Source organism: Chryseobacterium mulctrae (assembly GCF_006175945.1).
Taxonomy (GTDB): Bacteria; Bacteroidota; Bacteroidia; order Flavobacteriales; family Weeksellaceae; genus Chryseobacterium; species Chryseobacterium mulctrae.
In genome coordinates, this window is record NZ_VAJL01000001.1 from 2634235 (window position 1) to 2646412 (window position 12178).

General features: G+C 32.8%; 9 protein-coding genes. 2 read left to right on the forward strand and 7 right to left on the reverse strand.

Going from position 1 to position 12178, the window contains the following annotated elements; all coding sequences use genetic code 11:
* Window positions 1-47: 47 nt before the first annotated feature.
* Window positions 48-2960, forward strand: a complete 2913-nt coding sequence (locus FDY99_RS12105; RefSeq protein WP_139421782.1) for a M16 family metallopeptidase — start codon at window positions 48-50, stop codon at window positions 2958-2960.
* Between the two features lie 63 nt (window positions 2961-3023).
* Here the strand turns inward: FDY99_RS12105 and FDY99_RS12110 are convergent, their stop codons facing one another.
* The 7 genes from FDY99_RS12110 to FDY99_RS12140 all read right to left on the reverse strand — a co-directional run bounded on the left by FDY99_RS12110 (window position 3024) and on the right by FDY99_RS12140 (window position 10998).
* Window positions 3024-3812: a GLPGLI family protein gene (locus FDY99_RS12110; RefSeq protein WP_139421784.1), complete on the reverse strand. Its 789-nt coding sequence runs from the start codon at window positions 3810-3812 to the stop codon at window positions 3024-3026.
* A gap of 56 nt (window positions 3813-3868) precedes the next feature.
* A complete protein-coding gene (locus FDY99_RS12115) occupies window positions 3869-4135 on the reverse strand; it encodes a hypothetical protein (RefSeq protein WP_139421786.1) in 267 nt (88 codons plus the stop codon).
* A gap of 86 nt (window positions 4136-4221) precedes the next feature.
* On the reverse strand, window positions 4222-4665 hold the full coding sequence (locus FDY99_RS12120) for an ABC transporter permease (RefSeq protein ID WP_139421788.1): 444 nt from the start codon (window positions 4663-4665) through the stop codon (window positions 4222-4224).
* A gap of 134 nt (window positions 4666-4799) precedes the next feature.
* Window positions 4800-5231, reverse strand: coding sequence for a hypothetical protein (locus FDY99_RS12125; RefSeq protein ID WP_139421790.1), 432 nt, complete (start codon window positions 5229-5231; stop codon window positions 4800-4802).
* Window positions 5231-6370 carry a beta-ketoacyl-ACP synthase III gene (locus FDY99_RS12130; RefSeq protein ID WP_139421792.1) on the reverse strand — a complete coding sequence of 380 codons (1140 nt, stop codon included), beginning with the start codon at window positions 6368-6370 and terminating at the stop codon, window positions 5231-5233. Before FDY99_RS12130 ends, FDY99_RS12125 begins: the two co-directional genes overlap by 1 nt.
* Before the next feature lie 2 nt (window positions 6371-6372).
* Complete coding sequence (locus tag FDY99_RS12135; RefSeq protein WP_139421794.1) at window positions 6373-7287, reverse strand: dialkylrecorsinol condensing enzyme DarA; 915 nt, start codon at window positions 7285-7287, stop codon at window positions 6373-6375.
* A 42-nt stretch (window positions 7288-7329) separates the two neighbouring features.
* Window positions 7330-10998 carry an MMPL family transporter gene (locus tag FDY99_RS12140; RefSeq protein ID WP_228448786.1) on the reverse strand — a complete coding sequence of 1223 codons (3669 nt, stop codon included), beginning with the start codon at window positions 10996-10998 and terminating at the stop codon, window positions 7330-7332.
* 175 nt (window positions 10999-11173) lie between these two features.
* Here FDY99_RS12140 and FDY99_RS12145 point away from each other — a divergent pair, with 175 nt between their 5' ends.
* Complete coding sequence (locus FDY99_RS12145) at window positions 11174-12175, forward strand: hypothetical protein (RefSeq protein ID WP_139421796.1); 1002 nt, start codon at window positions 11174-11176, stop codon at window positions 12173-12175.
* Window positions 12176-12178: the final 3 nt, after the last annotated feature.

Below are 12178 nucleotides of genomic sequence, written 5' to 3' on the forward strand. Positions count from 1 at the left end.
GAAACAAATATTATAAAGACTAATGTAATTAAAATAATTAATTTCATATGAAGAAAATTTTTATTTCTCTTTCTCTTTTTGTGATGTTGCAAGCTGCTGCACAAAAATTTGAAACGCAGAAACAAACGGATGCTCAAGGCTACAGCTTCGAAACTGTGAAGAATGACCAGTCAGGAGTAAGAGTCTATACTTTGAAAAATGGTTTAAAAGTATATCTTGCTAAAAATGACGACGCACCGAGAATTCAGACTTATATTCCGGTAAGAACAGGTTCTAATAATGATCCTAGCGACAATACCGGTCTTGCTCATTACTTAGAGCATATGGTTTTCAAAGGGACTTCACATTTGGGAACTCAGGATTGGGCAAAAGAAAAAGCTATTTTAAAGCAAATTTCTGATCTTTACGAACAGCACAAAGCGGAAAAAGATCCTGAAAAGAAAAAAGCACTTTATAAAAAAATAGACGAGGTTTCTCAGGAAGCTTCAAAATATACAATTGCCAACGAATACGACAAAGCAATTTCCTCTTTGGGGGCAACAGGAACTAATGCTCATACCTGGTTAGACGAAACTGTTTACAAAAATAATATTCCTGCAAACGAGCTTGAAAAATGGCTTAAAGTTGAAAAAGAGCGTTTTTCTGAATTGGTTTTAAGACTTTTCCATACAGAATTGGAAGCGGTTTACGAAGAATTCAACAGAGCGCAGGATAATGACGGACGTTTGGTAAATTATGCATTAATGGATGCACTTTTCCCAAAACATCCAAACGGTCAGCAAACAACAATTGGTACTTCAGAGCATTTGAAAAGTCCTTCAATGGAGGCGATCCACAAATATTTTGATACCTACTATGTTCCTAATAACATGGCAGTAGTTTTGGTTGGAGATCTTGATTTCGACAAAACTATAAAATTAGTTGATCAATATTTCGGAGCATTCAAATACAAAGAATTGCCAATGAAGAAAATGGTTTCAGAAGAACCAATGACTTCTATTGTAAGCAGAACTGTAAAAAGCCCATCTACACCAAGAATGACAATTGCCTGGAGAACAGATTCTAACGGAACTAAAGAGGCAAGATTGGCAACAATGGTAGGAGAGATCTTGAGCAACAATGGTGATGCTGGATTAATTGACCTTAACATTAATCAGAAACAAGCCACTTTAGGAGCGGGAGCTTATGCAAATCCTTTAAAAACATACGGGTCTTTTAATATGTATGTAACTCCGAAAGATGGGCAGAGTTTTGATGCTGCGAAAAAATTACTTTTTGCTCAGATAGATTTAATTAAAAAAGGAGAGTTCCCAGATTGGATGCTGAAAGCTATCGTAAACGATATGAGAGTTCAGCGTATGAAAGGTTGGGAAACTGCGGATGGTTTGGCAACAACGCTTTACGGAGCTTATATTGGTGAAAGAACCTGGGAACAGGAACTTGACGAAATTAATCAGTTTGAGAAAATTACAAAATCTGATATTGTAAAATTTGCCAATGATTTCTTTAAAGATAATTATGTTGTGATTTACAAAGAGAAAGGAGTAAATGATAAATTGGTTCGTGTAGAAAACCCAGGAATCACACCAATTAAACTGAACAGAGATGCGCAATCGCCTTTCCTTAAAGATATTTTAAGTACAAAAGTTGCAGAAATAAAACCTCAGTTTGTTGATTACAAAACTGCTATTGCGACGACTGAGATCAAAGATAAAAAAGTAAGTTTCGTTAACAACAAATACAATAAAGTTGCTCAGGTAAGTTATATTTTCCCTTTCGGAACAGATAACGATAAAGAGCTTTCTTTAGGTGTAAGTGTTTTACAGTATTTAGGAACTGATAAATATACTCCTGAGCAACTGAAAGAAGAATTCTACAAATTAGGAATTTCAAACAGCTTCAGAACGACTAATGATCAAACGTTTATTACATTAAGCGGTCTTGAAGGAAATATGAAAAAAGGGGTAGAATTGTTGAATCACTGGTTGAAAAACGTAAAAGCAGATCAGACAATTTACAACCAAACGGTAAAAACCATTCTTGAATCCAGAGATGTTGCTAAGAAAGACAAGAACAGAATTATGGCAGCACTTTCCAATTATGCTAAATACGGGAAAGACTCCAGAATGACTGATATTATTTCTAAAGAAAGGCTTCAGAATATCAATGTAACTGAATTGATGTCGAAGATCAAGACTTTAAATAATTATCCTTACGAAGTTTTCTTGTACGGAGAAAGCCAGAAAGATCTTGAGAAAGCGGTAAAACCATTTATTGCAAACGCAACTTTACAGCCTGCAAAAGCGAAAGTATATGCAGAGCCTGCAACTGGAGGAAAAGTATATTTTGCTAATTACGACATGGTACAAATGGAAATGTCTAAAATTGCAAAAGGAAGCGATGTAAATCTTGCCAACTTCGGTAAAGCCAATGTTTTCAACGAATATTTTGGTAGAGGTTTATCTTCGATCGTATTCCAGGAGATCAGAGAGAGTAAATCTTTGGCATATTCTGCTTACGTTTCTTATGCTACAGCAAATGAAAAAGACCATCCGAATTATGTAACCAATTACATCGGAACTCAGTCTAATAAATTACCTTTAGCGGTAAATGCAATGAATGAATTGATGGCAGATTTCCCACAAATTCCTGCTCAGTTTGAGAATTCTAAAGGATCGGCTTTAAAGCAGATTGCATCTAACAGAATCAACAGAACAAATATTTTCTACAATCAAATGGCTCTTAAAAAGTTAGGAGTTGATTATGATATCAGAAAGGATGTTTATTCTGAAATTCAGTCGTTGACATTGCCTCAATTGACTGGTTTCTATAACACAGAAATTAAACCATTGATGTATAATACGGCCATTATCGGGAAAAGAGAAAACCTGAATATGGAATCGATCAACAAAATGGGACAGTTTAAAGAAGTGACTTTAGAAGAAATCTTTGGATATTAATTTTCATTAATATAAATTGTTTTAAGTGAGGCAGAAATGCCTCATTTTTTTGTTTGAAAACCTTTATTTATAATTTATTTTGTGATTTAATTCTAATGGATTATCTTCTTCTTGAATATAATTTTGCATTACTTTGATACGTTCTGTAATGTCTACTTTGTTTCCATTAGCATCGGTCATGGTAACTTTTCTTCCAATTTTAGAAAGTAAATCGAAGGGATCGTTGTAATATGATTTTGCTAAAGTTTCGTATTTTTTCCAGTCAATTTTCACCGTTTTTGTTCGTATATCAAATAGGTTTCCACCTTTTTTTACTTCTGTCAAATTGAAAGAATAATGATTGTCAGTGTCTTGAATCGAAATAATCAAACCGGGCAAACCGCCAAAAATATAAGGGCCGTTACTAAAAGGCAATTCTGTTGTAAACCAAGCAACCCAATTTCTTCCGCCGTAATTCGTTTCGGCTTTTTGAACTTTGTATTTTCCTATTGTTTTTTGTTCGACAGCAATTTTCCAATTTAATTTTTCATCAATTGGTAAGAGATAATCGGTTCCTAAATAAGTGATGATTTTTTCTACTGTATTTTTCGATACGTCTTTTTTAACATAGAATTGGTTTTCAACTCCCATTTTCATCATTCCGTTACCATTATTCAATTTTGCGGAATCAGCTTTTTTGTCTTCCACTTCCCTAAAAATGGATGTATTACCTTCAAAATCTAAAATCATATTGATGGTATTGATATCATCTGGTTTTTGAGTATTCGATTTATATCTAGTCTCATATATAAAACTAAATTTTTGTGAAAAACCAAATACTGAAATCATAAGAAAGAATAAAAGATATTTCATTTGTGTAATTTGTTTTTATTTATTTTTCTGCTTGTTTTCTATCCCTTTAATACGTATTACTTCCTTTTATATTTCAGCTGTATCAAAAGATAAATCTCCTTCTTTTCAAGATCGTTGCACCAGGTTCGCTCAATAACCAAGGCATTATTGTATAAACCTAAATCTTCCATGTTTTCGTAATATTCAATTCTTTCTGAAGTTTGATATTTAAAAAAAGAAATCAGATTTACCTCATCGCCAACTTGTGGTGCTACCGGGAATTCTACAGAGTTTTCAAACTCAAATTCAATGTCGTATGAATAGAATCTTACTTTTACGCTCATAATTTTATTTTCTCAAATATATCGAGAATTTAGCCAATAAAAAAAGCCAACTTCAAAGTCGGCTTCTGTATTTTGTATTGAAATTTTTATGATTCTATTTCCTGAATAAACAAACTGATTTGCGTACGAATCAGCAATAGGTCATCCAGAAAGGTTTCACAGAAAATATTGCAGATGTTTTCGTATTGCGAAATCAAGGAAGCTTTAGAAATAATCTGATCCCCAACTTGAGGTAGCCCGAAAACTTCAATTTTTTTGATGTTGGTAATAAATCCGATTACCTTAGTATTCGATTCCGGATTTTCAAAAAAGCTTTGCCCAAGAATTGATGATGAGGTTTGCGCAGAATGTTCAATTAATCCCGCTTCTACAAACTGATTGTTGTGTACAAAAATATTGTCTGGAGTAATCTCAAAAGAAGTCACCACTTTTTCCGGAGTAAGCTCCAGAATATAATCTGCCATCAACATCGGATTGCGATGAGGCAAAAAATGATGAATATTGATGAGGTTTTCTTCTCTTAATTCCATTGTTTTTTTAAAACCTATGTTAATAACGTCACTTCGAGTAGATTTTGATAAAAATAGTATCGAGAAGTTTTTGATTAAAGTTCTCGATATAAATTCTTGCAGAATTTTACTCGAACTGACGAATACTGTTTAAATTATTTTACCACCGTTTTCATTTCAGACTTCGCAATAATTTCACCTTTGATTTTTGTAATAATTTCAACCAAAGTAACACCCATCATTTCATTGATGATTTTTACTTCAGAAGTTAGTTGATCTCCGGTTTTAGGTAAAGTTTTCGCCTCAAAAGTTTTGATGGCACCAATGTAACCAGTGGGAGCTTCTTTTCCTAAAAGATAAAATTTGTATCCGGTATGAAGCGCTACACTTTGCGCCTGATGTTCAATCAAACCTGAAGCCTGAAAAATTCCTTCGTTTACAAAAATATTTTCTTCTTTAATGGTAAAATCTGAAACCAAATGCTCTTCAGAATATTCTGAAATACCATTGACCATTACAAAAGGAAACTTCTGCGGAATTAAACTTTCCACGAAATTTTGATCAGTTGTCGGCATAGAAATACTCATTAGCAAACTGTTAATAATGCACAAGAATAAGCAAATCTTCCACTTTCAGGAACACAAAGCATGATTCTTTCTCCTTTTTTAAGTTTACCGGAATTAAGCAATTGCTCAACAGCAATAAAGATTGAGCCCGCTCCGATGTTTCCAACTTCCGAAAGGTTATAGAACCATTTTTCCCAAGGGAAATCAAGACCTACTTTAGCAAATTCCTCTTTTAAGCCTTCTTTAAAGTAACCGGAAGAAATATGTGCCAAAACATGGTCGATAGAATCAGGATCAAGATCGTGTTTGGTGAAGGAAGTTCTCAAACTTTCTGCACCTTTTACCAAAATGTATTGATCTAAAAGTTTAGTATCTTGTTTTAAAGCAAAAATCGATTGGTTCAGCCATTCTTCAGCAGGATATTCTGCCCAAGATTTTAAGCTTCCGTCTTCCTGTTTTTCACAACCAGAATACATACACGCGTCAATCTCATGAGCATAAGAATAGAAATCAATCCATTCTATTTTTAGAGAAGTTTCGTTTTCTCTTGGTTTATTTTCTAAAAGAAATGCTCCGGCTCCGTCAGAAAGCATCCATCTCAAAAATTCTCTTTTGAAAGCAACGATAGGTCTTTCTTCCAAAAGTTTTAAGTTTTCAGCTTCGTGATTAAATTTATCGGCAGTCATCCACGCAGACATTCTTTCAGACCCTACACAGACTGCATTGTCTTTAATTCCGGCTTTAATATTTAAGAAACCATAATTTAAAGCGTTCATTCCTGAATTACAAAGTCCAGTTGAGGTATTAATTTCAACAGATTTTCCGATGTTCAGTTCACCATGAACCATTGACGCATGAGAAGGTTGAATCTGGTCTGCAGATGTTGTTCCGCACGAAAGCAATTCCATGTCTTCTTTTTTGAAATTTTCATCAAAAAGACCTTCAATTGCTTTTGCGGTAATCTGCGCATTGGTGTGTGTAGATTTTCCGTTTTTATCTAAAGCGTAATATCTGGTTTTAATTTTATTATTTCTTAGAATCAGTGCTTTTGCTTTTGACGGTTTGTCATTTATATAGCCAAGATACGTTTCCATTTCATCATTAGAAACCGGCTCATTCGGCAAGTATGTTGAAGCTTTTGTTATAAATACGTCGTACATTTCTATTTTAAATTAATTCCTTGTAAATATTCTTTTTGTTTTTGTCTTTTCGTCCATAAAATTGGAGCAAGCAAGATATGAAAAATCAACACAATTGGTGAGATGATCCAAATTGCTGCCATCAAATATACCTTAAAGAATTTTATCAGCAATGGTCGTTTTTCTTTTTTGTTGATAATCAGATTAGACCAAATTGTAAAGATTTTATTCCCTACTTTTTCAACTCTTACCAAAAAAGGTCTTATTTCTACGGCTCCGTTTTTTACCAGCTCAGGCTGCAGATTGGCGAGATTGTTATTTTCAAAATGATTTTCAATAATCTTACCGTATTTTCCGGCTCCGTTGATCTCTTCATCAGAAACTCCGGCTGCAGGAAGAATTCCTGATTTTTCTTTTTGTCCGGTTGTCATCCAGCGAAGAATCGTCAAAACACTTGTGTAATTGTCTCTTCTGTCTACTAATGCAATATTTCCTACCAGTTTAGCGTCAAAATTCTTTAAATATACTTTCAGTTTTTCCTGAGAAAGCATCCACATATTTCTGGTTGCAGAAATAGTAACAACTGGTGTATTCTTTAAAATACCAGCTGCAAAACCGCTTTTCAGAAATGAAATGATCGGAATAGACGGTGTAAGATACCAAACCTGATATCCGAAAAGAATCAAATCAAATTTTGTATTGAGCACTTCTTCCGGTGGTGGAAAAATTTCGCTGGGAATCTGTAAATAAGATTCGGGAAATGTATTAAAGAAAACATCACTCGGCCAGGGAAAAGGAAAATCTTTTTTGAGCTGAATGTTGTAATACGTCACTTTATATTCGTCTTTTTTATCTTCAAAAGGCTGTGCAATATTTTTTACAATATCCTCAAGCTGACCGGTCTGAGTATAGTAAAGAACAAGTATATTTTTTTGCATTAATATTTTTTATGGATTACAAAAATAAGATTTTCAATTTTATTATTCGTGCCTAAATATTTTTATTGATTCTGAAATAACAACCTCTTTATAATTAGGATTTTCAAAAGTTTGATTCTTACTATTCAATAAAATAATAGTCTCGGGTAAATCTTTGATATCATTAAGATTAAAATTCTCGTCAGAAATTAAAAGCACATCAACTTTTTTATTGATTTGGTTCTGATTATCAATGTAGAAAATTTTTCGTCTCTGTACCAGATAATTGTTTTTTGCAACCAGTCTTTTTTCTTCATCATTAATTAAACTGAAAACTCTTCTTCCGGCTTGTTGCAAAGTCAGCAAAATATCTTTTTGTCCAAAATCATCTGCAATATGAAAAATCGTTGCATCATTCGGAATATGTTTGTTCAGTTCAAAATAAACCGATTTGTTTTTATTAAAATCTTCTTTTACAGGTTTTACGACTTCGTTTTCTTTATATAAGAAGCTTAAAAGCAGTTTCTTTTTAAAATAATTTTCGTCTTCAATTTCATTTCTCAGTTTGGCAAACTCATCTCTGAAATAAGCATTGATTTTTTTCGTTCTTTCGGAATAATCTTTTCCAAAATTTAAATCATCTTTTAGAATTCTGTCTCCTACTTTTACGGTAATACTTCCGTCGTAGATAATGAAGTCGCCTTTTGGCTGTACTTCAGAATTTCCGTGAATGTAAAGTGGTAAAATATCCAAACCGAATTCTTCAGCCAGATAAAAAGCCCCTTTGTGAAAGCGTTTCACATCGTTGGTGTAAGATCTTTCTGCTTCAGGGAAAACAACTAATGAATAGCCTTGGTCGATTTTTTCTTTTAATTTTTCTTTTCCATTTTCGATGCCCTGAGAAACCGGGAAAAAGCCCAAAGCTCTTACCAGCTTACCAAAAACTGGAGAATTCCATACCCAATCGTTGACAAGATAAACAATCTTGTGTGTTGTCATTGCAATCGCCAAAGTATCGAGAAATGAGGTGTGATTGGCAATAATTACTGCTGGTTTGCTGAAATCTTCGTTCGGATTTCTTATTACAGTTTTCTTTACAAATGGGGTAACATGCAAAACCGATTTTAAAAATAAAGCAATGGCTTTTTTGATATTGTCTAACGTTTTTCCTTTGGCTTTTCTCACAAAAAAATGTCCGAAGAAAGAAAAGATAAGTCCACCCAAACCATAATATATAAATGAGAAGACTGAACGTAAAAATAACCTTAAAGTAATTGGTGACAATCCTTTCTTTTGTCTGTTAGTAATCAAAAATCTAAACCAAAACGGATATAAAGTGGAGGTAATCACAATCACCGAAAACATACCGATTAAAGCAACTAAAGCTAAAGAATGTAAAGCCGGATGTTTTGCAAAAATCAACGAACCAATTGATAAAATGGTTGTGAAAACCGCCAAAATAATAGATGTTCTGTAAGTCGGAAGCTCATTTTTCCCGTTCGTATGCTCTTTCTGCATTGCTTTCGTCAAGAAAATACTAAAATCATCACCCACACCAAAAACCAAAGTACAAACAACGGTGCTGAAAATATTTAATTCCAATCCTAAAAAATAGAGAATTCCTGCGGTAACGACTCCTGTTAAAACAATAGGAAACATTGTTAAAAGAGACAATTCAAAATTTCTGAAGAAAACAATAATCGTTAAAACAATCGCCAAAAGAGAATAGTTAATCAGTGTATTAAAATCTCGTTTCAGTAAACCTAAAAAGTTTTCATTCATCTGTTGACGGTCGATTGCTAAAGCTTCGTGGCTTTTTTCGACATCTTTAATGAATGCGTCTCTGTTTTTCTCATCCACTTTTACAACATTCGAAACAGTATAAAATCCTTTTTCATTGCTCAAAAATTCTGAGATTTGGAGTGCTTTTACTTTTTCATAATCTTTTAAACTTAAAGTAGAATAAGGTTTATTTAAGTTTTCATTAAACTGATCAAATGCGGAAGCATTGAAACCAAATTTATTTCCGTTTTCAACTAATTCAGAAATCGTCTGGTCTTTTTTATTTTGATTCCAAAACTGATTCCATTGTTCTACTTTTTTCTGTTGGTCTTTTTCTGAGAGAACAACATTTCCAATAGAATTGTAGCTTAAAATTTTTCCTTCCTGTTTTTCTTTTTCCAAAAACTGACTCAATTTAGAGTTTCTTGTTAAAGCTTCACTTTCAGAATCTCCATAAGAAATAGTGTAAATCGATTTTGAAGTGATGTCGGACAGTTTTTCAAGCTTGGCTTCACTTATTTTTAAATCTTTTGGAATATAATTTAAGTCGCCAATATCTTCATTAAAACCAACGTGTCTGAAACCGAAAAGACAGGCAATGATAATCAGAGAACATCCGATAATCAAAGGCTTGTTCTTTTCGTAAGGATAACTTCCTATTTTATCGATGAAATTGGTGTTGGTTTTCTCTTTATCTGCTTTAGGATGATACAGTTGCGGAACGATAATCAACGCTGCAAAAGAAGAAAGGAAAACCGTAATCGAAGCAAAAAGACCGAGATCTTTTAAGGCTTCAGAACGAACGAAAACCAGACATAAAAATGAAACCGCTGTAGTTGCACTACTCAGAATAATAGGTTGTGTAATTTCTTTATAAAGCTCTTCAATATTATTGTTGTGCTTGTAATGCGTGAGAATGTGAAGAGCATAATCAATAGTGATTCCGATGAGAATCGCACCGACGCTGAGCGAAATTGCCGAGATTTTATCTTTAATAAAATATAAAATCATCAGTGAAATGAAAACGGCAAAAACGGTTGGTAGAAATACAATTAACGGTGTAAAGAAATTTCTGAAATAATAAATTAGTAAAATCAAAAGAACCGTCATTGAAATAATAACTGTATTCTGAATGTCTTTCTTGATTTGTTGGGCATTGGCAACGGCAATTACAGGCGAACCGAAATAACTGATCTCAGTTTTTCCGCTAAAAGTTTTGTTGACTTCGTCTTTGATTTCGTTTAATTGATTGACGAAAACTTCGTTGTTTTTGGTGTCGTTGCTTTTATTTTTAGGATCGATGAAAAGCAAAAGATTTTTTCCATCTTTGGTGACGATATAATTGTCTTCGAGCTTAAAATCTTTACTGATATTGAGCGCATTCAGTTTTTTGATTCCTAAAAAAGTAATTCCTAAAGGATCTTTTTTGATGAAATCTTTAGTTACTAAGCTTGTAGGAGAGACCAGCGAAACATAATTATTCTCAACCTGTTTGGCAATGCTGTCTTTGTTGAGCTTTCTTTCGATTTCCGCGTAATCTTTTTCATTTAAAAACAAAGGAAGATTCTGGTTGACAAAATCGAAAGTCTCCGAAATTTCATTGTCATTTACTTTTCCTTGAACGGAACCGATGTATTTTTTTAAAGGTTCAATTTTATTTAAAAAAGTATCGGCAGTTTCTGAAAGCTGAAAATTGTCGTCTTTTGATTTTTTTTCAACAATGACGATAATCTTGTCTGAAAAATTGAGTTGCGTGAGAACTTTTGCCGTAAGATCAGATTTTTCGTTTTTCGGAATAATCTGGTTGATGTCTTCCTCAAAATTAATTTTCGAAGCAAAAAAACCACAAACCAGTAAGATTCCCAATGCTGCAGCAATAGAAATAAGTCGGTTTTTAGAAATAAAATAATATAAATGGATGAAAAAACGATGCATGGTTTCTTGAATCAAGTTTGCAAATTTAAATTTTTAAGTAGTAGTTCAAAACAATTATTTGATAAGTTTTAACTGAAAATCAATAAAATATTTAATGTAAAATGAAAAAAACTTATACTTTTGTAAAAGTTCCCTTATTGCCAGATTATATTTGGCGGTAAATTATTCTTAAAAGACGCAATTGTTTTGTATGTTGAAAACATTTGATGAAAAATTATCCGGATTTCTGTTTGTAGTAATTTTACCGTTTCTGCTGTTCTTCATGTCGTATTATGGGTTCGAATCTTCTTATACTCATTTTAAAACTTCTGAGAGACCACCGGATTTCTTGTTTTCTTCAGTGTATTCGTATAGAATAATCCCTAATTATCTGAGTATTTATATGACAGATTTTATGGAATATTGTATCAATAATCTTTTACCTTTTAAAAATCTTCTCATTAAAAATGGTACTCCGTTTTATCATGGTCTTTTTTTGATGAATACCTTCTTTTTTATTTTGTGTTCGGTAATTATTAATGCGATTTTAAAATTTAATTCGGTTGATCTTTTTTCGAATGTGATGATTAGAAGAATTGTTCATCTTCTGATGATTTTCTTTATTGTCATGACCCAATATACTCCTTCAAACTGTGATACAATTGCTTTGTTTTACTATTTAGTTGGAATTGTTTTGACTCTAAAATATCTTCATACCAGTAAAAACGTGTTTTTTTATATGTTGATCATTCTCATTGCGGTATCAACTCTTGTGAGGGAAACTGCATGTCTTAATATTGCTTTTTTTGCTTCGGTATTTTTCAACATAGAAGAAATAAAGCGGAAAAATTTTCAATTTATTTGGAAAGTGATTCCTTTACTTTTGTCTTTCCTGATTCCATATTTAGGTTTAAGGATGTTTTTGAGCAATGAAGAAACGTCTTTTATGGAAGGAGTGTATGTTGTTGCTAATTTTACAAGTCCTTTCAATCTTGCCGGATTGCTGTTTTCGGTGATTGCACTTTATTTTATTTATAAGCTTTGTGCAGATGATGTAAGCAGACTGGTTTTCAAAAAATATTTATTCTTTTCAATGCCTTATATTGGAATGATTACTTTTGTTGGACTTTTTTGGGAAGTAAGATTATTTTTACCACTTATTCTGGCAGGCGCATTGGTGGCGTGTCAGAATTTTAAAAAGCTATATAATTAAACG

What these genes read in the sequence shown, in the direction of transcription:
- FDY99_RS12145 (WP_139421796.1), top strand. Translation starts at nt 11,174, where the DNA reads ATGTTGAAAACATTTGATGAAAAATTATCCGGATTTCTGTTTGTAGTA.
- FDY99_RS12115 (WP_139421786.1), bottom strand. Translation starts at nt 4,135, where the DNA reads ATGAGCGTAAAAGTAAGATTCTATTCATACGACATTGAATTTGAGTTT.
- FDY99_RS12130 (WP_139421792.1), bottom strand. Translation starts at nt 6,370, where the DNA reads ATGTACGACGTATTTATAACAAAAGCTTCAACATACTTGCCGAATGAG.
- FDY99_RS12120 (WP_139421788.1), bottom strand. Translation starts at nt 4,665, where the DNA reads ATGGAATTAAGAGAAGAAAACCTCATCAATATTCATCATTTTTTGCCT.
- FDY99_RS12110 (WP_139421784.1), bottom strand. Translation starts at nt 3,812, where the DNA reads ATGAAATATCTTTTATTCTTTCTTATGATTTCAGTATTTGGTTTTTCA.
- FDY99_RS12125 (WP_139421790.1), bottom strand. Translation starts at nt 5,231, where the DNA reads ATGAGTATTTCTATGCCGACAACTGATCAAAATTTCGTGGAAAGTTTA.
- FDY99_RS12105 (WP_139421782.1), top strand. Translation starts at nt 48, where the DNA reads ATGAAGAAAATTTTTATTTCTCTTTCTCTTTTTGTGATGTTGCAAGCT.
- FDY99_RS12135 (WP_139421794.1), bottom strand. Translation starts at nt 7,287, where the DNA reads ATGCAAAAAAATATACTTGTTCTTTACTATACTCAGACCGGTCAGCTT.